The sequence below is a fragment of the Neobacillus cucumis genome, from assembly GCF_016908975.1.
In the GTDB taxonomy this organism is placed as follows: Bacteria; Bacillota; Bacilli; order Bacillales; family Cytobacillaceae; genus Neobacillus; species Neobacillus cucumis.
The window spans coordinates 35,677-60,035 of the sequence record NZ_JAFBEX010000017.1 but is presented as its reverse complement, the minus strand read 5'-3'; the positions used below and the strand labels follow the sequence as shown (position 1 = coordinate 60,035).

Here is a 24,359-nt window from a genome sequence, read left to right as displayed (position 1 = left end):
GAATGTTTAAATTTGAACTTCGAGAATTGTCCAGCTCCAGGCGCCATCGGCTCGATGTCACAAGCCAATCCGTCCAAAAGGTTACAGAACAACCTTTCGGCCGGCTCTTCTTGAGCTTGTCGCCGATAACCGAGCGCCTTGAGCTTTCTTGTCAGAAAAGAGTTGATGATATGTTTGTTACTACTGCAGGGAGGACTACCCAAGAAATGATTATAGAAGCAAAGAAAATTGCTGAGCATTTGCAGGTTCCCTACCTCCCAAGAAAAAAGAGATCAATAAATCTGATTCAACAACAGGCAGACAGCGGCTGTATTGTAGTGGGGAAAGAACAATTAGAGCTTTTTGAAAGGAATAGTGTTGAGCCATTTTTCTTTCACCCTAATTCCGCCATGTTTCGAATCAAGAGGCTGATTAATGGGGAGTACGATCCTTATGCCGATGCAGCAAAACTTACAAAGGGAATGACGGTTCTAGACTGCACCCTTGGTCTTGCCTCAGATGCTATAGTTGCAAGCTTCCTGGTTGGCAGACAAGGAAGGGTAATTGGACTTGAAGGGGAAAAATACTTAGCTTATCTGGTTAAAAGAGGACTGAAAACTTGGGAGTCCGGAATACCCTTCATGGATGATGCCATGAGTCGTATACATGTAATTGATAAAGAAGCGCTGAGTTTTTTAAGAGAACAAGAAGATGAATCTGTAGATTGTGTTTATTTTGATCCAATGTTTGAAGAAAAAATCCTTGAGTCTAATGGGATTAAGGCTTTAGGTCATATTGCCATACATGATAATTTGACCCATGAAATAATCAATGAAGCCATTAGAGTTGCTAAACTTAGAGTAGTATTAAAAGACCATTTCAAAAGTCTCCGTTTTGAAAAATATGGGTTTCAAGTCCTGCGGCGAAAAACCGCAAAATTCCATTTTGGAGTGATTGAAAAGAACTGAAAGCCCGTCGTTTCAGTTCTTTTTTTATGATAAAAAAGTATTAAATTTCGAATTTGAGAATTGTCTAGCTGCAGCGCCTAGCCCCTCGATGGTCTACAGCCACTCCCAAAATGAAGGCAAAAAGCGCTTTCCTTTTGGGAGCGTCTTATGCTTGTCGGGGCTGACCAAGGAGCTTCCGCTTTTCTTTTTTAAAATAGGATAAACTAATTTTTCCAATTAATCCAAAAAGGAAGTATAATAGTCTATAAGGAAAATAAATTAATAGATTATTTGAATATAAAGGTGTGAACCCTGCATGAACAAATGGCTGCGTAAATCGCTTTTTGTGACCATATCCATACTAACATTTGGACTTGTTACTCCGACACAATTAATGAATCAAGCTAATGCTAACAAAATAACTGAACGGGATGGGGTTGAAACTGCCGCTCCTGAAAGAAATTACGTTCATTCCAATAATTATGTAGTAGAATCAGAATTTAACAGAGAAGAGTTTATACAGGGTCTAATCAAACAAGCTGAAATTCAATCCTATCAAAAATTTGGTACAAGAATAAAGCCTGTCATCGAAAATGAATTTCGCGAAATCATTCTACCAAATATTGAAAGGGCTTTAGAAGAAACAGCCACTCAGTTTCCTGAAAGTGAAGTAAAGAACCTAACCATTACCGAACAACCTGGTGCAGGTCTTTCGGAAAAAATTTTTAATATAAAAGATAGTGTTTCGGGGAAAGATATTTTACGTTTCCATGTAAGACGGGATAATCCGCCGCAAGAAGGTTATTGGTTCAACTTTCACTATCATACCTATCATGATCAGTTTCATACTCATTATGAATTAGGCAGCATTTATTGGGCCAAAAATACCCCGCCTAAATGGATGAGCTAGGATTAATAAATAATTTTTATCAAAAATGAAACCTTTTTTAGAAACACTCGTAAATAGTTTATCACCAAAAATGGAGGAATGAAAAATGGCAGTTAGTTTATCAAAGGGTCAAAAAGTTGATTTAACTAAAACAAATCCGGGTTTAACAAGTGTTGTGGTTGGACTAGGATGGGACACGAATAAATATGATGGCGGAAATGATTTTGACTTGGATTCATCCGTGTTTCTATTAGGAGAGAACGGCAAGGTAACGAATGAAGCAGATTTTGTTTTTTACAATAATCCACAAGGTGCAAATGGTGCGGTCGTACATACTGGTGATAACCGGACAGGTGCTGGAGATGGCGATGATGAACAAGTGAAAATTAATCTTTCAGATGTTCCGGCAAATATTCAGCGCATCGCTTTTACAATAACCATTCATGAAGCAGACAAACGAAACCAAAACTTTGGCCAGGTAAGTAATTCGTATGCCCGAATTTTCAATGAGGCAACTGGGGAAGAATTAATCCGATATGATCTTGGTGAAGATTTTTCGATTGAAACGGCTATTGTAGTTGGAGAATTATACCGCCACAATGGTGAATGGAAATTTAGTGCGATTGGCAGCGGCTATCAAGGCGGATTAGCGGCTTTAGCAACAGACTTTGGATTATCTGTTGGGTAATATTGAGAGATAAAAAGACCCAGTGGTGATGGGTCTTTTTACAAAATTATGTATACTATCTGGGAGGATTTTTTTAATGTCAGTTTTTCAACATATTTTAGAAACATATTCACAGTTTTTTAACTGGGAAATGTGGGGAGAGGTGTTATCAGATCCCGTTAGCTGGGGATTGATTGGTACTCTTATTATTTTAGAAGGTTTACTTTCTGCGGATAATGCTTTAGTATTAGCGGTTATGGTAAAGCACCTACCGCCCGAAAAACGAAAAAAAGCCCTATTTTACGGTTTACTAGGAGCTTATGCGTTTCGTTTCATTGCAATTGGCATTGGTGTGTACTTAATCAAACTATGGTGGGTAAAAGTTCTAGGTGCAGGTTACTTGGCATGGCTATCGATTAAATACTTTATCGATAAACGAAAAGGTTCCGAGGAAGAAGAAGAACAAGCGGAAGGAATAAATCAAAAAGGACTTTTGATGCGCCTGTTTGGAACATTCTGGGGAACTGTTGTTGCAGTAGAATTGATGGATATTGCCTTTTCCGTTGACAGCGTATTGGCAGCGTTCGGTGTTAGTGAAAAGGTTTGGGTATTATTCTTAGGCGGTATATTAGGTGTATTAATGATGCGCGGTGTAGCAGGCGTGTTCTTAACACTGATTGATCGTGTGCCAGAACTAGAAACAACCGCCTATATTTTAATATTGATTATTGCCATCAAAATGCTACTTACCGTGTTTCATATTGAAATGAGCCATATTACTTTCTTTATAATTTTATTACTTACTTTTGGTGCTACTTTTATCGTTCACTTTCAGAATAAGAAAAAGGAAGGCAGCAGGGAAAATAATTCATAATGTTTATTAAAGGGTGGGGAGCTGACGATAGTCTGTTTCCCTCTCTTTTTTACCATTTATAGAGGAGAAACTGGTATGGAATTTTTTACATATTTTTATGAGGATGAGATTAAACGGTATTTCTTCCAAAGACCTAGGGCATTCACAAAATACACAAATCGTGAACTTTTGTCCTATGGTTTAGGTGCTACACTCTACATGCCCGCTACTCGGCCTAATATCCATCAGGAGATCCTTTCAAAAAAACACGTAGGTCTAACCTCGCTTGTTATTGATTTGGAAGATGCCATAGGTGACAAAGATGTGGCTTTGGCTGAAGTGTTACTCATTAAGGAATTATTAAGGTTACATGTGGAATGTAGGAAAGGCTTAATAAACCATGAGGATTTACCGTTGATGTTTATTAGAATTCGACATCTAGACCAATTGAAACAATTGTCTGAACAGTTAGGAGATGCATTGAATCTTCTAACAGGAGTAGTCATTCCTAAGTTTAGTGTGGAAAATGGTAGAGATATATTGGAAATGGTTCGTGATATTCATACGGATGCTCATCCATTTTATGCAATGCCTATCCTTGAATCCCCTAAGGTAATTCAGAGAGAGTCAAGGATGGATGAGTTAATCGGGATTAAGCAACTTTTAGATCAATACAGGAATTATATTCTGAATGTTCGGATAGGTGCAACTGACTTCTGTGGATTATACGGAATCCGGAGAAATATGGATACAACGGTTTACGATATTGCGGTTTTAAGAGATTGCATATCTGATATTATTAATGTCTTTCAACGATTTGATAGTCCCTATGTAGTATCTGGTCCTGTTTGGGAATATTTTTCTGCAAAAAAAAGAATGTTAAAGCCTCAGCTTCGGCAAACTCCTTTTTGGGAACGCTACGGGGAGGAAGGGCTCAAATGGAGGGCCAAATTGATTGATGAAAATATGGATGGGCTAATCCGTGAAATCTTAATGGATATTAGTAATGGGTTAACGGGAAAAACCATTATCCATCCCTCGCATATAAAAGTTGTTCAGGCTCTTAATGTGGTATCCTATGAAGAATTTATCGATGCTAGAAATATTGTAAAAGCAAGTGATAGCAACAATGGAGTTATGAAAAGTGATTTTGCGAATAAAATGAATGAAGTTAAGCCTCATTATTTTTGGGCCAAGAAAATATTATTAAAATCACAGATTTACGGGGTGTTACATGAAGAATGCACAAACATTGACCTTATCAGAAAAGAAGTATACGTTCAACATCCTTGAGGCCATAAAGGTGGAAATCGACCGTCTTGAAAACCCATATCATATTCCAATTAACGAACTCTTTACAATGGCAGCGAGAATCAATAAGAAGCGCTCGTTTTTATTTGTAAGCAAGGTCTTAGGCAAACATCTGCCAATCACACCGGAAAAAGGACTGTTGGTTGCTGCTCTCCTTGGGGCCAGATACATAGAAAAGATTAAAGGATTTGAATGTAAAGAAAAAGAGAGATTACTATCTTCATTTCTTAAGGGAGGCCCCTATTCTAGCTGTCCTTTTATACCTGAGAGTATAAATCCCGTTATTATCGGTTTTGCTGAAACTGCTACAGCTCTGGCACATGCCTTTTTTGATTGTTTCAAATCTGCTGAGTTTTTTCATACAACCAGAGAAGAAATTTACAGGGAAAGACCTGTGATAACATTTGAGGAGGAGCACTCTCACGCAACCTCTCATCGTTGCTATGTTCCTTTAGAAATGATTAATCATCAGCGGGAAATTATTCTTGTAGATGATGAACTAACAACTGGTAAAACGGCATTAAATATAATCCAATTTATTCAAGATAAATTTCCGAGAAAAGAATATACAATTATAAGCATTTTGGATTGGCGCTCTGAAGAATCTAAACAAAAGTTTTCAAATCTGGAGAAAGATCTAGGGATTAAGATAAATGTGATTAGTTTATTATCTGGTCATGTTAAGATCCAACAATTAAGAAAGTTAGAGGAACAACAAGTAAACGAAAGAACTGCTGAGAATGGGGTGTTTATTGAAACATTACAGTTGGATTCTTATTTTACTTCTAGCTCATATTTTGCTCAAGATGAATTAAAGACAATTCCATTCATTAAAGAAACAGGTCGTTTCGGTCTAGAGAGCTTAGAAAATATAATCATTCATGATCGAATTTCTGCAGCTGCTGAATTCTTAAGGCAGAAAAGAATCGGGGCAAGAACACTATGCCTTGGTACCGGAGAATTTATGTATATACCAATGAAATTAGCTGCTGAGATGGGAAGCGGAGTTCATTATCAATCTACAACGAGAAGCCCGATATATATAAAAAACCATACAGGCTATGGAGCGCAGTACGGTGTTGGCTTCCCTAATCCTGAGAATAGCAAGGTTCCTCACTTTGTTTATAATATCCCTCTCAACCATTATGATGAATTGTTTGTATTTTTTGAAAGGGAAGTTTCTACAAGACAGTTGCAGCCGATGCTTGAGCGTTTTGGGAAATTAGGTTTTCAATCAATTAAGATTGTTTTTCTTTCAAGAAACAGAGGTGAACAAAATGAAAAAATTACTAAATAAACCTGCGAAAATGGGAAGCTATCGTGAGGATGATGTTTTATTTTTATTAAAGGATTTAAGTGAAATAGCACTAGAGGATACTGCTCTTAACCGGGAATTAAAGATACAATCAGGAGGCCATTATAGTGAATCACTTCCAATCGAATATCAGCCCCCTAAAGAGTATGTGGACCTTTTTTGGGACACTTTGCTGCAATATAAACAAAAAGTAGCGATGTGTGTTGGGATTGTATCTGAGCAGATTTATCAATTAAAGGGCTCTCAAACCGTTTTGGTTTCACTGGCTCGGGCAGGTACACCGGTTGGAATATTAATCAAACGATACTTAATGTTGAAGTATGGAATCAGCTTACCGCATTATAGTATATCTATTATTCGTGATAAAGGTATTGATGAAAATGCGCTTCATTATATTCGTCAAGAACACCCAAATGGTGCCATTCAATTTGTTGACGGCTGGACAGGTAAAGGAGCTATTTCCATTGAATTAACAAAGGCCTGCCAAGCTTATGAAAAAAAATATGGGCTAAAGCTTGATGATACACTGGCAGTTATTGCAGATCCTGGTTGTTGCACCAAATTATTTGGGACAAGAGAGGATTTTCTAATTCCCAGTGCTTGTTTAAATTCAACCGTTTCCGGGTTAGTGAGCAGGACCGTTTTAAATCAAGCTTTTATTGGTACAAATGATTTTCATGGTGCTAAATATTACCGGAATTTACTTGAGGCGGATGTTTCCAATGATTTTATTGAACTAATCACCAAAGAGTTTTCTGCCATTCATTCGGAAGCGAAAGAGATGGCTACGAAACAATTAAATAAGAGATTCGATACTGGATTTTTAGGAATGGAAGATGTGAAAAAAATTCAATTGGATTTTTCAATCGAAAACACCCATTATATTAAACCAGGGGTTGGAGAAACAACCAGAGTTCTTCTCCGCAGGGTACCATGGAAAATATTGCTTCGTGACCCATCAAGCCCTTTTGTTAAACATATTCTCATGCTAGCAAAAGAAAAGGGCGTGGAAGTCGAACTCTATCCTGGAATGAAGTATTTATGCTGTGGTCTAATTAAAAAAGTCAAGGGGATAGAAAAATGATTTTTGCATCTGACCTTGATCGGACAATCATATACTCTCAACGAGCAATTGCTGAATTGGGAAGGCCAGAAGAATTACCCTTAACACCTGTAGAACAAAAGGATAGCAACTGGGTCGCCTATATGACCAAAACATCTCACAGTCTATTGAAAGAGCTTTCAGAAAGATGCTTATTCGTCCCCGTTACAACGCGAACAACGGCACAGTTTAGTAGGTTTGTTATTTTTAAAAAAGATATTCCCATAAAATATGCCATTACTTCAAATGGCGCAAATATTCTTTTTAACGGGAAGCCAATGAAAGAATGGTCCTTTCATCTATACAACCGTCTGAAAATGGAGTCCGTTTCACAGACAGAGTTGGTTTCAATTCTTTTAAAGGAGGGAATCCACCTCGATGGGGAAAAAAAACAGGCTGAGCAATGGTTTTTTTATTATCTGCTAAATTGCCTTCCATCTGATTCTGATAGAATAGCCATTGAACATTTAGCTGACAAATATGGATGGAGGACTTCGCTACAAGGTAGAAAACTTTACCTTGTTCCCAAAGCGATTAGTAAAGGCAACGCACTGAATCAGATCTGTAATCTTGAAGGTTTATATGCGTTTGCTGGAGCGGGAGATTCCATGCTTGATTGGGATTTTCTAAAAGACTGTCAATACCGATTTGTTCCAAACCATGGAGAACTAGCCAGACAACTGATGAGCGTCTCAGGTGAGGAGTATTCAATGATTACAACAACTAGTGGCGTTAAAGCCGGGGAAGAGATTATCCAAAAGGTTTATAAGCTATTGGATTGATTCTATTTTTTTATCATGATTTTACTAACAATAAAATAGTAGAGGCTATAAAAGAAACCATAACTCGCTAAGAAAAATAGAATTTTCATGAATAATGACGGGATGACAGGGGACATGAACATGGTAAAGATTAAGCTAAAAATAAATAAATCTAAATAGATAAACATATCAGAAACCATGACTTCCATTAATGTTTCTAACTCCTCAGAAACAGATTTAGGATTTGGTCGTTTATAAAAGAATCTCATTTGTGTCACCTACTTCGTATGTGTACTCCATTAGTATGTAGGGACATGTAAAAGTGTGAAAAATGTGATGTACAGCTGTAAAATGAAACAAATTTAGCTCTCTTCCGTATAAACAAATGAACCAATGAAATAACTGTGATATGATGATAGGGAAACCTTACATAATTTTCTAAACGTTAACAAAGCGTTGCTTTTAAAGGGAAGGGATTATGAATGTATCCACCATTAAATCAGTTAAACGCCCATCCTCTACCCCTTTCAGTTGAAAATTGGCAGGGCATGCTGAAAAAATCGCTGCCAGAACGGCCCAATTATTCAGTAGAAAATGGAGTCATTCAGATTGGGCAAGTAATTGGAAAGATTTTAGGATTACCAATAGATACGGACGAATATTATAACCAATTGTTTGATTTTGTCCATAATCCAGAATGGAATCTTGTACTATTAAGTGAGGAAAATCTGGATAAAACAATTAACAATGAACACTTTCAAGCCATTCAAAGGGTTATAAATCTTACTAATGAACAAAAGCTTTCAATTAACCGTTTTACAGCGTTTCTGGATGGTGAACAGCTTTTGTTAAAATCAAAGGTGCCGATCATTCATCGAAAACTAAGAGAGGCAATGATTAACACCCTTGAATTATTTGTAAAAAGCGAAACAAATGGATTGAAAAACCATGAACTTAGAAGGGTACTCGTCGATTTAGTTAAATGGTCGATCAATCATTTGCAACCACAGTTAGAAATTGCTGACCCGCAAATGGCGATGCCTAAATTCTTATGGTATGGCGACTTTAAAAAAAGTCATCAATACTTTTTATTTTATTTAGTCAAACTTGGCTGTGATCTGGTTATCTTTCATCCGGAAGGCCGTGATATTTTAACAGGAATAGTCACGGATGAGATATTCACCTATCATTACCCAAAAAAAGAGCCCGCTGAGTCATTTCCAAAGGAAAAACGTAGTCGGAAAACCACCATTGCATACCGTGCGTCAAAAGAAATTGAGACAATCCTAAATCAAGAGGGTTCTGGTCTTTATAAACCATGGCAATTACGGGAGTATTTTCCTTCTTCTATAACGTTAAAGACAACCTATGATGAGTTGTTTATACTTTCGAAGGAAATAGCGATGATTCGTCCTGATTTTGAGGTAAGGAATGGCGAAGTTAAAATCCCTTCGATATTTGCTAAGATCCAAGGAGTTAGTAAAAACCGCAAAGAATATTGGGACCGGCTTCAATCCTTAAGTCAATTAGAACATAGCTTACTGCTAAAAAAGCTGCCTTTGACAAGTCCATTCACTAGTGATTTTCGCTTCCATTATCGAAATGCTCTTGGTAAGGATGGTATGGTAAATGTGGAGAAGGTGATGCAATCACATTATTGGCCCTATTCCTTCTTAGCATCAGGACTGCAAAAAGGAATTGCTCATGCCGTGAGAAAAATTTGTGAAACACCCGGCTTAAAACCACTTTCCACGGAATCTAGCGAGGAAGTGAAGATATTTCTATTTACACAGGCCATGTTTATGCCCAAGAATATCATTCAGTTAATGGAGAAATTTGATTATTCGCAGCATGTTCCTAAATTAATTATTTACAATAACGAGACGACAGGAATGCTATCTAGGTCTGATGCAGCACTGCTTTTGCTTCTTAATCATTTTGGGATTGATCTCATTTTGTATAATCCACCAGGCCATAATGATATCGAAAATTTTGTCGATGAACGATTGTTTGATAAACACTGGCTTGATGAAGTAGTGTTTGACTTGGAGTTTAAAGAGCCTTCACTTTTTAAGAAAGGGCTCATTCAAGGAATCTTAAAAAATTTAAGGGGAGATTAAACAGTGAGTTTATCACCAAATCCATCAAACGGGATGACACCTGTTACAACGGATGATATTCTAACCGAAACTAAAGTATCTGATATAAAACTAGCTTTACGTAAAGAACCAGAAATTCAAAATTTAGCTCGTACAATTGATGAACGAGATCAAATACAAATATTGGAATTTGGAAAAGAGCCTGCTGTACAAATATCGCGGTTTTCTGATCAAATCTTAAGTAATATGCGGACAACGAAAGTTGAAGATTCTGGTGAACTGCTCAAACACCTAGGGCGGATAATGGATAAATTTGATGCTAAGGATTTTCAAAAGACTTCCGGAGGACTATTTGGCAAGCTTTTTAAAAAGGGAGAAAAAATAGTCGAGAAGCTATTTGGCAAGTATCAAACCATGGGTGCAGAAATCGACAAAGTTTATGTGGAAATTTCTAAATATCAACATGAAATGGTCGATGCAACCAATATGCTTGAACAAATGTATGAACAAAATTATCAATTTTACTTAACCCTTGAAAAATATATTGTGGCCGGTGAATTAAAAGTGGAAGAACTAAAAAATAACCAACTTCCACAGCTTGAATCCCGAGCGGCTCAGGGTGACCAGCTTGCCTCAATGCAGTTAGATTCACTTAAAAATGCAATCGAACTGTTGGAGCAGCGGATTTATGACCTTGAAATGGCAAAGATGGTTGCTCTTCAGACAGCACCGCAAATTCGACTCTTACAAAGAGGGAATACAAAGCTCATAGGAAAAATTAACTCTGCCTTTGTGACAACTATACCTATTTTTAAGAATGGATTGATACAAGCTGTTGCAGCAAAAAGGCAAAAGCTTGTAGCCGATTCGATGAGCGAACTTGACCGCAGAACAAATGAAATGTTACTAAGAAATGCGCAGAACATCTCACAACAGAGTACTGATATAGCTCGACTTGCGGGAGGACCTAGCATAAAAATCGAGACGATTGAAGAATCTTGGAACATTATCATTAAAGGAATGCAGGAAACACGTGCCATTGAAGAAGAAAATAAACGACTTCGTCAAGAGGGATCAAATCGGTTAGAACAGCTGCAAGAAAATTTTAAGAAATTAAAGCAATCTTAAGCTTATAAAATATTTTAATGAGGTGAATGGTATGGCAATCAATTTACAAAAAGGTCAACGCATTGATTTAACAAAAGGAAATCCGGGATTATCTAAAATCTTGGTAGGTTTGGGCTGGGATCCAGTACAAAGCAGTGGATCTGGAGGTTTTCTTGGCGGCTTATTTGGCGGCGGTTCTAGCAGTGCAAACGTCGACTGTGATGCTTCTGTTATCATGCTAGGGGAAAATGACAAATTAAAAAACAATAAAGATGTTATTTATTTCGGTAACTTAAGGAGTAATGATGGCAGTGTCCAGCATTCCGGTGATAATTTAACAGGGGACGGGGATGGCGATGACGAACAAATTTCGATTGACCTTAGCCGTGTCCCTGCGCATATCCAGAAACTTGTTTTTGTAGTTAATATTTATGATTGTATAAAAAGAAAACAACATTTTGGAATGATTCGCAATGCTTTTATTAGAGTTGTAAATCCTAATACAAACCAAGAGTTGCTCCATTACAATTTAACTGATAATTATAGCGGACTTACATGCCTGGTGACTGGCGAAATTTATCGCCATGGAAATGAGTGGAAGTTCGCTGCTATCGGCAGTGGAACAAATGCTGCAAGCTTGAGTGAAGTTGTTCGTTCTTATAGTTAACTAAAACTTGAGTGTTTTGGACAAGTACTGATTTGGACATTCTAGAGTAACTTTTCTGCGTATAACTTGAAAAAAGCTTGGCTTGAGGTGATTGATTTGGGAATTAACTTAGCAAAAGGACAAAGAATAGACTTAACGAAAACAAATCCTGGATTAACAAAGGTTGTTGTAGGTCTTGGATGGGATACAAATCGGTATCATGGCGGTAACGAATTTGATTTAGATGCGTCCGCTTTTTTAACGGATTCAGAAGGAAGAGTCAATAAAGAAGAGGATTTTATATTTTATAATCAGTTGATTCACCCCTCAGGAGCAGTTGAACATACAGGCGATAACCGGACTGGTGAAGGGGAAGGCGATGATGAGCAAGTAAAAATTGATTTCAGTAAAGTGCCGTCCCATATAAATAAGATTGCCATAACTGTCACAATCCATGATGCAGAGGCTAGAAATCAGAACTTTGGTCAAGTGTCTAATGCTTTTGTCCGCCTTGTGGACGAGGAAAACGATCGTGAAGTACTCAGATTTGACCTTGGTGAGGACTTTTCAGTTGAAACTGCTGTTGTGTTTTGTGAGCTTTATCGACATAATGGAGATTGGAAATTTAACGCAGTTGGCAGTGGTTTTGCAGGCGGCTTAGCAGCACTTTGTCGAACTTTCGGATTAGAAGTTTAGCCAATTATTAGAAGGAGTTGCCAACATTAATTGGCAGCTTTTTTTTATCATGATAGAATGAAGAAATACGAATGGCAGTAAAAGGAGTGTCTTAAATTGAAACAATATCTACAATTATGCGAACATATACTAAAAAATGGTAATGTGAAAGGTGATCGTACCGGTACAGGGACAATTAGTACTTTTGGTTATCAAATGAGATTTAACTTAGAAGAAGGTTTTCCGCTTATAACCACCAAAAAGCTGCATCTTAAATCTATTATTTATGAATTGCTATGGTTTTTAAATGGAGATACAAATGTTCGCTATCTTCAGGAAAATGGAGTAAGGATTTGGAACGAATGGGCAGATGCAAAGGGCGAATTAGGACCTGTCTACGGTCATCAATGGCGTTCATGGACAGGGGCTAATGGGAAAACGGTTGATCAAATCAGTGAATTAATTGAACAGATTAAAACAAATCCTAATTCCCGCAGATTACTTGTAAATGCTTGGAATGTGGCTGAAATCGACGAGATGGCACTACCACCATGTCATTGCATGTTCCAATTTTATGTTGCTGATGGAAAATTATCTTGCCAATTATATCAACGTTCTGCTGATGTATTTCTTGGAGTCCCATTTAATATTGCATCATATGCACTCTTAACCTATATGATTGCTCAAGTGTGTGATTTAAAACCTGGTGAGTTTATTCATACTTTTGGTGATGTACATATTTATCAAAACCATCTTAATCAGGTTAAACAGCAATTAGAGAGAGAGCCGCGGCCATTGCCAACCTTAAAAATTAATCCAAATGTGAAGGATATCTTTTCTTTTAATTATGAAGATTTCACACTAGAGGGATACGACCCACATCCTCACATAAAAGGAGCTGTTAGTGTATGATTTCCTTTATTGTGGCAATGGATCAAAACAGAGTAATCGGCAAAGAGAATGAACTTCCATGGCATTTGCCAGAGGATCTCAAATTCTTTAAAAGAGTTACAATGGGGCACCCCGTTGTAATGGGGAGAAAGACACATGATTCAATTGGACGTATCCTTCCAGGACGTGAAAATATTGTGATAACTAGGCAATCACAATATAAGTGTGATGGATGCACCGTATTCTACTCAATTGATGAGTTCTTAACGTATTGTCAAAATCAAAAGAGTGAAATTTTTGTGATTGGCGGGGCTGAAATCTTTCGAGAGACATTTCCATTTGCTGATCGCCTTTATATTACCTATATTGACGAGTCGTTTGATGGAGATACTTTTTTTCCTCCGTTTAATCCAGAAGAGTGGATGCTCACCAAGGTAGAAAAAGGAGTTAAAAATGAAAAAAATCCTTACGATTATGAGTTTCGAATCTATGATCGCAATTTAATTAAAGATGCGACATTGACTTAAGCGGTTGTAATTGTTAAATTGTCTATAGTGATAGTAAAAATGATTAAAATGCTAAATGTCACTTTCATTGAATTTTTATCAAATTTTGTGAAATAACTATGAACTATTGGGGATAATTACCGCAAAAAGTACTTTCAATACTATAATCATATTAGTAATAAACAACACCATTTAAAGGGGATGTAAATCCATGTTTTCTAATATCGGAGTACCCGGATTGATTTTAATTTTGACTCTTGCCCTAATCATTTTTGGTCCAAAGAAACTCCCTGAAATTGGCAAAGCGTTTGGACAGACTTTAAAAGAATTTAAAAAGTCGACTCGTGAATTAACAGATGATGTAATAGAAGATATAAAAGAAGAGAAGAAAATTTGACTAAATAAGGTGTGAGATTTTATCTTACACCTTTTCTTCTCGAAGTTTAAACCTATTTGAATACGTATAAACATGTTAATATCCTAATGTCTAGATATAGTGCTAAATATCTTGGATTAACAGAAGTGCTCTTTTTTAACCTTTGAAATTGGCAGGGGAAGTACATGGAAGATAAGGAATTAAACTTAGTAGATCATTTAGAAGAATTGCGCAAACGAATTATTATATCGGCTCTGGCCTTTATTGTATTTTTTATTGTTGGTTTTATTTATGTTGATAATATCTATAAATGGTTTGTTGGAAATACAAAGCTGCTTGTACTCGGCCCAAGTGACATCATGTGGATATATTTCATGCTTGCGGGAGTTGTGGCGGTTGCTGGAACTATACCTGTTCTAGCTTTGCAAATTTGGTTATTTGTTAGACCAGCATTAAGACCGAATGAACGGAAAATAACTGTTACGTATATTCCAGCCCTGTTTATCTTATTTGTTTTGGGTCTTGCATTTGGTTATTTTGTTATTTTCCCAATGGTACTGAACTTTTTAGTAAACATTGGTCAAGATATGTTTGTTACAAATTTTACTGCAGATAGGTATTTTAGTTTTATCTTGAATATGACTCTTCCTTTTGGAGTGTTGTTTGAATTACCTGTAGTAGTTATGTTTTTAACCTCTCTTGGGATTATTAACCCGTTTGTTTTATCAAAAATTCGTAAGTATGCCTATTTTGTTTTAATCATTATCGCGGTTGTGATTACACCTCCAGATTTTATGTCGGATTTTGTAGTTACATTGCCGTTGTTGCTACTCTACGAAGTAAGCATCAATTTATCCAAATTCGTTTATCGGAAAAAATTGAAAAAGCAGCAAGACGAGGAACATGAAGATGAGAAGGAAGAAGTTATAAAAGCATAAAGAAAAGTGGACCTTAAGGCTGACACCTTAAGGTCTTTTTTGTTTTAAACTTTTACTCACCTTAAGTATTGTTGTAATGTTTATTATATTAATAAATTAAAAAATATAATTTTTTTTATTTTATATAAATCCAAAACTTTGTTGATAAATGGTAATAATGTTGATTTAAAGAGGATTTTTGGAGAAAAAAACTCTTTTGATAATCATTTTGTTAATTGAGATAGAAAAAATGAGATAACGCTAGATAATGCTAGAATAATAAATCAAAATAGTCTTAAATGGGGGGAAATGCCTAAATTTGGTATTTTATATGAATTGAAAATTAACTTATACTTACTTCGAAAGGTTCTTTAAAAAGAACAAAATAAACTATTCTTAAATACTTGTGTATTGTCATTTAAAGTAACATAACTTGAAGGATTGTGAAAAGAAGGTGTATAAAATGAGAAAAATCAATAAATGGATCAGTAAAATAGTTTCTTTTACCATTTATGGATTGCTGGTATGTTTAGTAATTACTCTTATCACTTCTAAAATTTCAGGGGGTACACCCACATTTTTTGGTCATGAAATATTAACTGTACTATCAGGGTCGATGGAGCCTAATATCCAAACTGGCTCAATAATCTCTGTGACTCCAATGACTAAGATAAAAGGTCTTAAGAAGGGTGATATCATCACATATAAAGCCGTGGATGCACCGAATACATTGATTACTCACAGGATTATCAAAGTCCAAAAATCAAATGAATCCCTGCAGTTTTTTACAAAAGGTGATAACAATGATGGTTTAGATACCTTCCCTGTTCCAGCAGCAAATATTGTCGCTCAATACGACCATTTCACGATTCCATTTCTCGGATATTTACTGTCATTTGTTAAGTCCAAACTTGGGTCTGTCCTAATGCTAATTGTTCCAGGTTTTCTATTGATCATTTGGTCGATTAGTTCCATCTGGAAAACGATCAAAGTAATGGATGCTAAAAAGGATTATCCAACAAAATAAAAAGTCCAAAATGGTTGATTCTTCTTTTAAAAAAAGAGGTTCAATAAAATTAGAAACTGGCAAATAGATCAGGGATAAAGGAGGAACACTTGATGGGGATTAAACAGAAATTCGGAGGAGCCGTTCTTACATCAGTACTTGGGGCAGCATTAATAGGTGGGGGAACATTTGCTTTATTCAGTTCAACAACATCAAACGCAGGTAATACTTTTACTGCCGGTTTACTGAAAGTTGATGATGTTACTGGTGGAGCTGTATTGAAAGACTCTGTAAATATTGGAAACCTAGCACCTGGAGATAAAGACACAAAAGAATTAACTATAAAGAACACAGGAAATTTAGATGCATGGGTAAAAATTGATTCGTATTCTACTGATGCGGATGATATTGTGAACAATAATATTGGTGACATATTTGAAGGAACTAACAGCGTTAAACTAACATTTGATTCGGCTCCTATCCTTATTCCTGCAGGTGAAACCCATTCATTTAAAATTGGATACAATTTCCCTTCTTCAGCTGGTAACGAATATCAAGGTAAATCCGGAAAGGTAACTTTTAGTGTGAAAGCAGTTCAAGCACGAAACAACACAAATAATGATCAGAATGGTCCTGTAAGTTGGCAATGATCCACGGTTGCCTTAGGTTAATGATTTCCTCTAATTAACGATACAGAACGGAGAGGATTAGTGAATGAAGGTACAAAGAAAACTTATGATCCTATCATTATCTGGGATACTGGGTCTGGGCATAGCCGTTGGTGGTGTAACTTTTGCATTATTTTCAAGTAATGCAACTAATGCTAATAATCAATTTACGGCAGGAACATTAAAAATAACAGCCAATCGAGATGATGTCCCAACCTCCGGACCAATGTTTTACACTAATGTAACTGCGGACATGCCAGGTATCGATCCAACAGGGATTTGGGCTCCAGGAGATAAACAAACCCGTGGGCTTTTCTTAAAGAATGAAGGAACACTGCGAGCCAAGCTTAAAACTGTTTCTGTTACAAATGAAGAAGGCAGCAATATAGGAGAAAATGCTAAATTTTCCAATAAAGCAAAGGTAGTTATTTGGCAGGTAAAATGGTTTAACTCCGTTGGCTTAAATGGGAAACAAACGAATTTAACAGCCACGCAAATGGATAAAATAATGAACTTTCTAAATGATGGGTATAAGGAGTGGGCTACAGAAAACCCTGGGGCTGATCCAACTCAGGATTCGAACTGGAAAAGCCAATTGTTACAAGCTGAAAATTTAATCTTAATGCAGCATATCAATGACATCATGGGTACACCAGGAGCCACAGTTTCTGACGATCTCGTTAAAGTAACTGATCTCTATGGTGCTAATCTAGTAGACTTACTAAGTACAGCAGATGTAAGCAGTTTGAATATTATCGCAGAACCAGGAAAAACGGAATTGCTGGCTTTTACAGTGGAACTACCATTGGATTCAGACAATTCTTATCAAGGCATTTCTGCAAATCTTACTTTTAAAACTTACTGGGAGCAGGTAAGGAACAATTAATTGTTAATGAGCAACAAGTTTATAGAAACGTTTGGCTCGTTAAAAAATTTTTGGGAGAGATGCTGATGCGATATGTATAAGTTCAAAAAAATCAAAGAAACCGGTCGGAAAATTAATATTTGTCTGCTTGTCGGATTGCTTTCAGTAGGGATTGCTCCATTGGAAATGTATTCTTCGATAAAGGTACTTGCGGCAACGGGTGTACCAGGAGGAACTCCAGATTATTGGACAACACCTAACTATGCAAATAGTCAGCTCCCTGAATTTGATTCAACAACAGGTGAACACATTGCAGGTACGGGAATAAGAAAATTTGTTGATTCTTTACCAGGGGTAGGTGAAGCAAATAAAAATAACCTTGGGCAATATCTTCCAGTTGCAGTGCCGGATACGACTACATATCCCGGTTCAGATTACTATGAAATTTCTTTAGTAGAGTATGAAGAACAAATGCACAGTGACTTGCAGCCAACAAAGCTTAGAGGTTATATGCAAACAAATACTACAGATCCAAACGTCAGTAAACCAAATTATCTTGGACCAATCATTGTAGCTAAAAAGGATCGACCTGTTAGGATTAAATTTACAAATAAACTACCAACAGGGAGTGGGGGAGATTTATTCCTTCCTGTGGATGAAAGCTTAATGGGGGCAGGTTTGGGTCCAGATGGAGTAAATAAGTATACTCAAAACCGTGCTACTCTTCATTTACATGGGGGGGTTACTCCATGGATTAGCGATGGTACACCTCACCAATGGATTACACCGGCAGGAGAGAATACACCATATCCGAAAGGTGTAAGTGTTAGAAATGTTCCGGATATGTCTGACCCAGGAGATGGTTCTCAAACCTTCTTCTATTCAAATCAACAAAGTGCTAGATTAATGTTTTTCCATGATCATAGCTTAGGACTGACCCGTTTAAATGTCTATGCTGGTGAAGCAGCCGGGTATCTCCTCAGGGATCAGGTGGAACAGAATCTTATTGACCAAGGAGTGATTCCTAGCGGTAACAGTGAGATTCCATTAATAATCGAAGACAAAACCTTTGTCCCTTCTGATACTCAGTTGAAAGCGACTGACCCGACCTGGGATACAAATAAATGGGGCGGACAGGGTAGTTTATGGTTCCCGCATGTATATATGCCCAACCAAAATCCTTATGACTTATCCGGATCAAACCCAATGGGCAGATGGGATTATGGTCCATGGTTCTGGCCGCCAAATACAGGATTGAAAAATGGACCAGTTGCAAATCAATTGGCTGGCGATGATGGTCAAGCCCCAATGAATCCAGGTACACCCAATATTTCTACAACGCCTGAAGCATTTATGGATACGCCTGTCATCAATGGAACTGCTTATCCAACCTTGACTGTTGACCCTAAAGCTTATCGTTTCCGCATTTTGAATGCTTCGAATGATAGAATGTGGAATCTACAGTTTTATCAAGCCAAGTCTAATGGGGAGATGTGGAAAGCGGATGGTACTTTAAACGATGCAGATGCCGGTGAAGTTAAAATGGTAGATGCAGTACGCAAGACTGGTTACCCATCCACTTGGCCGACAGATGGCCGCGAAGGCGGTGTTCCAGACCCAGCTACAGTGGGACCAGAAATGATTCAAATTGGAAATGAAAGCGGATTCCTTCCAAAGCCAGCAGTCCTTAAAAACCAACCGATAAATTATGAATATGGCAGAAGGAGTATTACAGTATTAAACGTCTCTGATAAAACATTATTATTAGCCCCTGCTGAAAGAGCAGATGTTGTCGTAGACTTCAGTAAATATGCTGGTCAAACACTGATTCTTTATAATGACGCACCCGCTCCTGTACCTGCTTTTGACCCGCGTTATGATTATTACACTGGGGACCCTGATCAGTCAGCAACTGGTGAAAATACGGGTGGAGCCCCAACAACACAGCCTGGTTTCGGCCCCAATACCCGTACTATTATGCAGATTAAGGTTGCAGCAGACCCTAATGCGGTTGACACCACTCAAGCTACATTGAATAAATTAAATGCTGCCGTGCCAAATTCCTTTGCTACAGGTCAGAAAGAACTTATTTTCCCAAATCAGCCAGATGACCCAAATCGTAAGTGGGTAAATATTCAAGATACCTCAACAACTTTCACACCACCAGGAACTACTTCTTCTGTAACGATGGATCTTAAGCCGAAGGCTATTGCGGAAGAATTTGAACAAAATTATGGGCGGATGGATGCAACCCTTGGGGTGGAAATGCCAAATACGAATTTCCAGAACCAAACCACCATAATGCTTGGATATGTCGATCCTTCGACAGAGAACCTGCAGGATTCGATGACACCAATAGGATCGCCTTCGGGTGATGGAACGCAGCTTTGGAAGATCACTCACAATGGAGTCGATACACATGCCATTCACTTCCACTTATTCGATGTCCAACTCATCAATCGAGTAGGCTGGGATGGTTCTATTAGATTTCCGGATGCCAACGAACTAGGCTGGAAAGATACAGTTCGGATGAATCCTTTAGAAGATTGCATTGTAGCACTAAGACCAATCTCACCAAAATTACCATTCGGTCTGCCTGATAGTATCCGACCGCTCGACCCAACCATGCCTTTAGGGTCTACAGGTCAGTTTATGAACATCGATCCTCAGACTGGAAATCCAGTTACTGTTACAAATGTGATGACTAATTTTGCGTGGGAATATGTATGGCACTGTCATCTATTAGGACATGAAGAGAACGATATGATGAGAACGATTAGTTTTAACTTCATTAATACTAAGCCAAGTCCCTCTACTTTAAGTATGACGAGGACAAACGGAGGGCAAGTGGACTTAACATGGACCGACCCTACAAAGGTTACTGTAAATAATGATACCTATGACCAGACTACACTGGGAAAATCCTCTAATGAAATAGGGTTTAATATCATGCGCGCTCCAGTTATAAACGGTACAGTTGGTAAATTCACTAAAATTGGTTCAGTGCTAGCGAATAACACCCAATATACCGATACTACAGTAGACCTTAATACTACTTACTCATATCGAGTAGATGCATTTAATGCTGCAACTGCTGCAAACAAGTTGGACCCCAATTCTTATCTTACAGGTGGAACACCTTCTAACACTGTTAATGCACCTGGTATTCCGCTAGCACCAAGCAATTTAAAGGCTACGCAATCTGGAGCAAATGTAAATTTAACTTGGACCAATAATGCGACAAATGCAACAGGATTTGTAGTTGAGCGTTCAACAGATAGTAAAAACTTTAGTTATGTAGGAAGCTCAACTCAATCAAAGTTTACGGATACAAGCCTCATCGTTGGAACTACTTACACATACCGAGTAAAAGCAATCAATGGAACGCTTTCTTCACAATATTCAAACACATCAAGTGTAACTATAATAGCAGTAGCACCTGCGGCTCCTACCAATCTGACGGCAAGTGTTCAATCTGGACCAAGTGTAAGGCTGTCATGGACAGATCAATCTTTGAATGAGACAGGATTCACGATTGAACGTTCGATTGATGGAGTAAATTTTGCAGTTATAGGTACCCGTGGAGTAAATTCAGGCAGTGGAACAAACGCTACCTATTCCGACACCACTGTACAAGCAGGCAAGAAATATTATTATCGTGTAAACGCGGTTAATGGGAATACACCATCGAGTTATTCCAATACTGTCAACGTGACTATTTCTAATGTTCCGGCAGCACCAACAGGAGTCAGTGCAACCGCAACGAGTGGAACCACAACAGATACAATTAGAGTAAGTTGGACTGCGCCAGCCGGTACGATTAATAGCTACGATGTTCAATTTTCCACTGATTCATCATTTGCGACGAACGTTTCAACCTACAATACTGGCAGTAATTGGACCACCTATTCAAGAACTGGATTTTTGAAGAAAAAAACCTATTACGTAAGGGTTCGAGCCGTAAATCAAATAGGAAACTCTACTTGGTCAAATTCCATTAGCATTTTAACACCATAAAAGGTAGAAAAAACGAAAAATGGCTGCGACTCTATCAAATAATATAGTCGCAGCCTAAATAGAGATTCGTTAAGAATAAAGATTAATATAAATGTTTGCAATAAGGAGGTAAATAAATGAAAAACAAAAGAGTCATGCTTTCTGTCTTTATTGCACTGCTTTTGGTTTTAGCCACAGGAATAATTATATGGCATAATCAAACCGCATTTGCCAAGAGTAAAGCAAAAGCACCTTCTGTAGATGCAAAAGCGATTATGGCCCATTACTCACCGCCAACGACTAAAAATAAAGCAGAGACTACGAAAACTACTATACGAAGAAGCCGTTTAACCCAAATGAACGTGATAACTGAATCAGCAAAAGTATTAAATGTATTACCAATTCATATTATTGATGAAATGAAAAAAGGGAGAACATTAGTTCAGATAGCGAAGGAGAAAGGGTTAACAAAAGCACAATTCTTACAAAAACTAAGTGATGTTGACAGTCAAATAGTTGATAAGGCAATAAAAGAAGGAAGCATTTCGAAAGAACATGGTAATGCCATAAAAGCTGGTCAAAAAGACCGCTTAACAAAAAGTCTTACCCAAAAAGCAGTTGATGTAAGCGAACATCAATCAATGGATATGGGGAATTAACCAATAAAGCCCCGTGAAATAATTAAATGAATAAATGACTCCAGTAACTATTACTGGAGTCATTTAAAGAACGCTTTGTTATTTAAATAATTACGTATATTTTGTATTTTAAGTATCCCTCACTTAGGTAAAGGAGCGTAATGAACATGAGATATACTAGGGTAAGAAAGTTCTCCAAAAATAGAAACTACATAAATCAGCTTTCTGTTATTCAACTATTAGTATTTATTTATATTATTACATTATTAACTTCCTATTTAAGTTCGAATACAAATGCTTTTTATAATGATATAGATAACATAACGGGAAAGATACAGGTAAATACATGGATAAAACAAGAGTAGTAAAATTCTTTTCATTTTCTTTTATCATTCAATTAATTTGATTCTACGACTTCAAGACCGGATTCAACTACTTGATATCCAAGTCTATTTAAATGCTTCCGAATACCGCTTCGCTCCCAGGTTTTGAGAATCGTGTTTTCCAAACTCTTTTTAGGATAAAAGATACCTACATTAGTTAATTCCTCAAAGTTCATCCCCTGTTGTACAAATCTTGAAATCACGTCATCTCGCTCCTCAATCTTTGCAAGAAATATCTCCATAGCCTTACTAAATTCCTGTTTAGAGAAGATACCTTTCTGATGTCCAGTTATATAAGTATCAGCATCTAGAGTCAATAACCTTTTACCTGACGCTATAAAATCATCAATATTACCATCGGTTCCGTTGTACCAAGGTCCAAATGATGTCATGTCATAATCGCCAGTAAAGACAATCCCTAATTCTGGAAAATACGGACAAGATAAGCCGCTCGTATGTCCAGGCGTGTGTAAAAAACGTACTTTTATCGCACCAAATTGATATTCTGTTTCATAATCATAAACACCAGAAATTTCTCCAAGATTATTGACCCATTCTTTTGGTATTGTAGATGTCCACATTTCAACCCCTTTTTGCCCCCATTCCTGATAAACACCGTTCACCCTGGCAACACCTTCAATAGTAAGCGATGTTTTAAACTCAATGGCATTAATTAACTTGTTTACATTTCGGAATAAATGGTTATGCAATGTATGATCAGGATGGTAATGTGTGTTTATTATTAATTGGACTCCATATTCTTGATTGATTTTTTTAAGAATATTTTTTTCAGCACCAGTGTCAATTAGTACCTTTTCCGAACAATCTAAATAAAGACTTCTAGAATAGGGAACTTTACTGAAATTGGCACCTTCAAGGATGATTATTGGACCAATTCGATTCATTTTTCTCACCTCTCATGAAATCATAGTAATAATCATAATCGAGTGAACGCTCATTCATAATACCATAATTTTCTAAAAATTAAAAGGCATGGTTATTCTACATTTCATAATCTCCTAATCTAGAGAGACAGTTTACTTTCAACACGCCCTTAACTTTGCTAAACTATAATAAATGGTGAAATGAAAAAGGTTGTAGGTGATTGAATGAAACCACGCTTTCTGTTCTTATTTGTCCTAATTTTAACTCTCTTTTTAACTGCATGTGGAAAAGAAAAAATTGAAAATGAAGTGAATTGGCCGATTAAGGATTTTTCTGCAACAACACAGCAAAATAAATCAATGGGGCTAAAAGATTTGAAAGGAAAGGTTTGGGTTTCAGCTTTTATCTTTACAAGCTGTGCAGATGTTTGCCCACCAATGACTTCAAATATGGTAACGCTTCAAAAAAAATTGAAAGAGGAAAAGCTAACGAATGTTGAATTAGTTTCCTTTAGTGTTGATCCAACTGTTGATACACCGGAAGTGTTGACGCACTATGCAAAACAATTTGGGGTAGATTTTACTAATTGGACATTCCTAACAGGATATTCTCAAGAATTTATCGAGAAATATGCTGCTGAGAGCTTTAAGACTATTGTGAAGAAACCAAAGGATGGAAATCAGGTGATTCACCAAACATTTCTTTACCTAGTTGATAAAGAGGGTAAAATTAAAAAGACTTATAGCGGTTATAAAGATGTTCCGTATGATGAAATAATTCACGATATTAAAGCATTACAGTAGACCTTAATATGGTCTCTTTTTTTTCAGGGATAGACTAACGCATATATGATTTGAAATTTATTGTCGTGTTATAA

At 37.0% G+C, this 24,359-nt stretch carries 25 protein-coding genes; 23 read left to right on the top strand and 2 right to left on the bottom strand.

Going from position 1 to position 24,359, the window contains the following annotated elements:
• Positions 1 to 170 precede the first annotated feature (170 nt).
• The 8 genes from JOC76_RS20750 (at position 171) to JOC76_RS20715 (ending at position 7,845) form a co-directional block, all read left to right on the top strand.
• A complete protein-coding gene (locus JOC76_RS20750; RefSeq protein WP_205180749.1) occupies positions 171 to 947 on the top strand; it encodes a class I SAM-dependent methyltransferase in 777 nt (258 codons plus the stop codon).
• Between the two features lie 295 nt (positions 948 to 1,242).
• Entirely contained in the window at positions 1,243 to 1,836 is a 594-nt protein-coding gene (locus tag JOC76_RS20745; protein WP_205180693.1) for a YpjP family protein, read from the top strand.
• An 85-nt stretch (positions 1,837 to 1,921) separates the two neighbouring features.
• Complete coding sequence (locus JOC76_RS20740) at positions 1,922 to 2,503, top strand: TerD family protein (RefSeq protein WP_205180692.1); 582 nt, start codon at positions 1,922 to 1,924, stop codon at positions 2,501 to 2,503.
• A 76-nt stretch (positions 2,504 to 2,579) separates the two neighbouring features.
• Entirely contained in the window at positions 2,580 to 3,356 is a 777-nt protein-coding gene (locus JOC76_RS20735) for a TerC family protein (RefSeq protein ID WP_205180691.1), read from the top strand.
• A gap of 75 nt (positions 3,357 to 3,431) precedes the next feature.
• A complete protein-coding gene (locus JOC76_RS20730) occupies positions 3,432 to 4,628 on the top strand; it encodes an HpcH/HpaI aldolase/citrate lyase family protein (protein WP_205180690.1) in 1,197 nt (398 codons plus the stop codon).
• On the top strand, positions 4,570 to 5,943 hold the full coding sequence (locus JOC76_RS20725) for a phosphoribosyltransferase family protein (protein WP_205180689.1): 1,374 nt from the start codon (positions 4,570 to 4,572) through the stop codon (positions 5,941 to 5,943). Before JOC76_RS20730 ends, JOC76_RS20725 begins: the two co-directional genes overlap by 59 nt.
• Positions 5,924 to 7,045, top strand: a complete 1,122-nt coding sequence (locus JOC76_RS20720; RefSeq protein WP_205180688.1) for a cysteine protease StiP family protein — start codon at positions 5,924 to 5,926, stop codon at positions 7,043 to 7,045. The genes JOC76_RS20725 and JOC76_RS20720 overlap by 20 nt, the downstream gene beginning before the upstream one ends.
• The gene (locus tag JOC76_RS20715; protein WP_205180687.1) at positions 7,042 to 7,845 is read left to right on the top strand and encodes an HAD family hydrolase; all 804 of its coding nucleotides are present in this window, start codon (positions 7,042 to 7,044) and stop codon (positions 7,843 to 7,845) included. The genes JOC76_RS20720 and JOC76_RS20715 overlap by 4 nt, the downstream gene beginning before the upstream one ends.
• Before the next feature lie 2 nt (positions 7,846 to 7,847).
• Here JOC76_RS20715 and JOC76_RS20710 read toward each other — a convergent pair whose 3' ends face one another.
• Positions 7,848 to 8,093: a hypothetical protein gene (locus JOC76_RS20710; protein ID WP_205180686.1), complete on the bottom strand. Its 246-nt coding sequence runs from the start codon at positions 8,091 to 8,093 to the stop codon at positions 7,848 to 7,850.
• 213 nt (positions 8,094 to 8,306) lie between these two features.
• Here JOC76_RS20710 and JOC76_RS20705 point away from each other — a divergent pair, with 213 nt between their 5' ends.
• From JOC76_RS20705 to JOC76_RS20640, 14 genes are all read left to right on the top strand, one after another.
• Positions 8,307 to 9,944, top strand: a complete 1,638-nt coding sequence (locus JOC76_RS20705) for a YceG family protein (protein ID WP_205180685.1) — start codon at positions 8,307 to 8,309, stop codon at positions 9,942 to 9,944.
• Positions 9,945 to 9,977: 33 nt separating this feature from the next.
• Positions 9,978 to 11,051 (top strand): toxic anion resistance protein, encoded by a 1,074-nt coding sequence (locus tag JOC76_RS20700; RefSeq protein ID WP_205180748.1) that lies wholly within the window; start codon positions 9,978 to 9,980, stop codon positions 11,049 to 11,051.
• 31 nt (positions 11,052 to 11,082) lie between these two features.
• Positions 11,083 to 11,697, top strand: a complete 615-nt coding sequence (locus tag JOC76_RS20695; protein WP_205180684.1) for a TerD family protein — start codon at positions 11,083 to 11,085, stop codon at positions 11,695 to 11,697.
• Between the two features lie 96 nt (positions 11,698 to 11,793).
• Positions 11,794 to 12,372 carry a TerD family protein gene (locus tag JOC76_RS20690; RefSeq protein ID WP_205180747.1) on the top strand — a complete coding sequence of 193 codons (579 nt, stop codon included), beginning with the start codon at positions 11,794 to 11,796 and terminating at the stop codon, positions 12,370 to 12,372.
• 96 nt (positions 12,373 to 12,468) lie between these two features.
• Positions 12,469 to 13,263 carry a thymidylate synthase gene (locus tag JOC76_RS20685; protein WP_205180683.1) on the top strand — a complete coding sequence of 265 codons (795 nt, stop codon included), beginning with the start codon at positions 12,469 to 12,471 and terminating at the stop codon, positions 13,261 to 13,263.
• On the top strand, positions 13,260 to 13,769 hold the full coding sequence (locus tag JOC76_RS20680) for a dihydrofolate reductase (RefSeq protein WP_205180682.1): 510 nt from the start codon (positions 13,260 to 13,262) through the stop codon (positions 13,767 to 13,769). Before JOC76_RS20685 ends, JOC76_RS20680 begins: the two co-directional genes overlap by 4 nt.
• A gap of 190 nt (positions 13,770 to 13,959) precedes the next feature.
• Complete coding sequence (gene tatA, locus JOC76_RS20675; RefSeq protein WP_205180681.1) at positions 13,960 to 14,145, top strand: twin-arginine translocase TatA/TatE family subunit; 186 nt, start codon at positions 13,960 to 13,962, stop codon at positions 14,143 to 14,145.
• Between the two features lie 164 nt (positions 14,146 to 14,309).
• Positions 14,310 to 15,062: a twin-arginine translocase subunit TatC gene (gene tatC / locus JOC76_RS20670; RefSeq protein ID WP_205180680.1), complete on the top strand. Its 753-nt coding sequence runs from the start codon at positions 14,310 to 14,312 to the stop codon at positions 15,060 to 15,062.
• Positions 15,063 to 15,504: 442 nt separating this feature from the next.
• Positions 15,505 to 16,068: a signal peptidase I SipW gene (gene sipW, locus JOC76_RS20665; RefSeq protein ID WP_205180679.1), complete on the top strand. Its 564-nt coding sequence runs from the start codon at positions 15,505 to 15,507 to the stop codon at positions 16,066 to 16,068.
• A 92-nt stretch (positions 16,069 to 16,160) separates the two neighbouring features.
• On the top strand, positions 16,161 to 16,697 hold the full coding sequence (locus JOC76_RS20660) for a TasA family protein (RefSeq protein WP_205180678.1): 537 nt from the start codon (positions 16,161 to 16,163) through the stop codon (positions 16,695 to 16,697).
• 64 nt (positions 16,698 to 16,761) lie between these two features.
• The gene (locus JOC76_RS20655; RefSeq protein WP_205180677.1) at positions 16,762 to 17,601 is read left to right on the top strand and encodes a TasA family protein; all 840 of its coding nucleotides are present in this window, start codon (positions 16,762 to 16,764) and stop codon (positions 17,599 to 17,601) included.
• 72 nt (positions 17,602 to 17,673) lie between these two features.
• Positions 17,674 to 21,597 (top strand): fibronectin type III domain-containing protein, encoded by a 3,924-nt coding sequence (locus tag JOC76_RS20650; RefSeq protein ID WP_205180676.1) that lies wholly within the window; start codon positions 17,674 to 17,676, stop codon positions 21,595 to 21,597.
• Between the two features lie 116 nt (positions 21,598 to 21,713).
• Positions 21,714 to 22,235 carry a hypothetical protein gene (locus JOC76_RS20645; RefSeq protein ID WP_205180675.1) on the top strand — a complete coding sequence of 174 codons (522 nt, stop codon included), beginning with the start codon at positions 21,714 to 21,716 and terminating at the stop codon, positions 22,233 to 22,235.
• A gap of 146 nt (positions 22,236 to 22,381) precedes the next feature.
• Complete coding sequence (locus JOC76_RS20640; protein WP_205180674.1) at positions 22,382 to 22,579, top strand: hypothetical protein; 198 nt, start codon at positions 22,382 to 22,384, stop codon at positions 22,577 to 22,579.
• 32 nt (positions 22,580 to 22,611) lie between these two features.
• Here JOC76_RS20640 and JOC76_RS20635 read toward each other — a convergent pair whose 3' ends face one another.
• A complete protein-coding gene (locus JOC76_RS20635; protein WP_205180673.1) occupies positions 22,612 to 23,502 on the bottom strand; it encodes an MBL fold metallo-hydrolase in 891 nt (296 codons plus the stop codon).
• A gap of 204 nt (positions 23,503 to 23,706) precedes the next feature.
• Between JOC76_RS20635 and JOC76_RS20630 the strand changes: the two genes are divergently transcribed.
• A complete protein-coding gene (locus tag JOC76_RS20630; protein WP_205180672.1) occupies positions 23,707 to 24,285 on the top strand; it encodes an SCO family protein in 579 nt (192 codons plus the stop codon).
• Positions 24,286 to 24,359: the final 74 nt, after the last annotated feature.

What these genes read in the sequence shown, in the direction of transcription:
- JOC76_RS20750 (WP_205180749.1), top strand. Translation starts at nt 171, where the DNA reads ATGTTTGTTACTACTGCAGGGAGGACTACCCAAGAAATGATTATAGAA.
- JOC76_RS20745 (WP_205180693.1), top strand. Translation starts at nt 1,243, where the DNA reads ATGAACAAATGGCTGCGTAAATCGCTTTTTGTGACCATATCCATACTA.
- JOC76_RS20740 (WP_205180692.1), top strand. Translation starts at nt 1,922, where the DNA reads ATGGCAGTTAGTTTATCAAAGGGTCAAAAAGTTGATTTAACTAAAACA.
- JOC76_RS20735 (WP_205180691.1), top strand. Translation starts at nt 2,580, where the DNA reads ATGTCAGTTTTTCAACATATTTTAGAAACATATTCACAGTTTTTTAAC.
- JOC76_RS20730 (WP_205180690.1), top strand. Translation starts at nt 3,432, where the DNA reads ATGGAATTTTTTACATATTTTTATGAGGATGAGATTAAACGGTATTTC.
- JOC76_RS20725 (WP_205180689.1), top strand. Translation starts at nt 4,570, where the DNA reads ATGAAGAATGCACAAACATTGACCTTATCAGAAAAGAAGTATACGTTC.
- JOC76_RS20720 (WP_205180688.1), top strand. Translation starts at nt 5,924, where the DNA reads ATGAAAAAATTACTAAATAAACCTGCGAAAATGGGAAGCTATCGTGAG.
- JOC76_RS20715 (WP_205180687.1), top strand. Translation starts at nt 7,042, where the DNA reads ATGATTTTTGCATCTGACCTTGATCGGACAATCATATACTCTCAACGA.
- JOC76_RS20710 (WP_205180686.1), bottom strand. Translation starts at nt 8,093, where the DNA reads ATGAGATTCTTTTATAAACGACCAAATCCTAAATCTGTTTCTGAGGAG.
- JOC76_RS20705 (WP_205180685.1), top strand. Translation starts at nt 8,307, where the DNA reads ATGTATCCACCATTAAATCAGTTAAACGCCCATCCTCTACCCCTTTCA.
- JOC76_RS20700 (WP_205180748.1), top strand. Translation starts at nt 9,978, where the DNA reads ATGACACCTGTTACAACGGATGATATTCTAACCGAAACTAAAGTATCT.
- JOC76_RS20695 (WP_205180684.1), top strand. Translation starts at nt 11,083, where the DNA reads ATGGCAATCAATTTACAAAAAGGTCAACGCATTGATTTAACAAAAGGA.
- JOC76_RS20680 (WP_205180682.1), top strand. Translation starts at nt 13,260, where the DNA reads ATGATTTCCTTTATTGTGGCAATGGATCAAAACAGAGTAATCGGCAAA.
- tatA (WP_205180681.1), top strand. Translation starts at nt 13,960, where the DNA reads ATGTTTTCTAATATCGGAGTACCCGGATTGATTTTAATTTTGACTCTT.
- tatC (WP_205180680.1), top strand. Translation starts at nt 14,310, where the DNA reads ATGGAAGATAAGGAATTAAACTTAGTAGATCATTTAGAAGAATTGCGC.
- sipW (WP_205180679.1), top strand. Translation starts at nt 15,505, where the DNA reads ATGAGAAAAATCAATAAATGGATCAGTAAAATAGTTTCTTTTACCATT.
- JOC76_RS20660 (WP_205180678.1), top strand. Translation starts at nt 16,161, where the DNA reads ATGGGGATTAAACAGAAATTCGGAGGAGCCGTTCTTACATCAGTACTT.
- JOC76_RS20655 (WP_205180677.1), top strand. Translation starts at nt 16,762, where the DNA reads ATGAAGGTACAAAGAAAACTTATGATCCTATCATTATCTGGGATACTG.
- JOC76_RS20650 (WP_205180676.1), top strand. Translation starts at nt 17,674, where the DNA reads ATGTATAAGTTCAAAAAAATCAAAGAAACCGGTCGGAAAATTAATATT.
- JOC76_RS20645 (WP_205180675.1), top strand. Translation starts at nt 21,714, where the DNA reads ATGAAAAACAAAAGAGTCATGCTTTCTGTCTTTATTGCACTGCTTTTG.
- JOC76_RS20640 (WP_205180674.1), top strand. Translation starts at nt 22,382, where the DNA reads ATGAGATATACTAGGGTAAGAAAGTTCTCCAAAAATAGAAACTACATA.
- JOC76_RS20635 (WP_205180673.1), bottom strand. Translation starts at nt 23,502, where the DNA reads ATGAATCGAATTGGTCCAATAATCATCCTTGAAGGTGCCAATTTCAGT.
- JOC76_RS20630 (WP_205180672.1), top strand. Translation starts at nt 23,707, where the DNA reads ATGAAACCACGCTTTCTGTTCTTATTTGTCCTAATTTTAACTCTCTTT.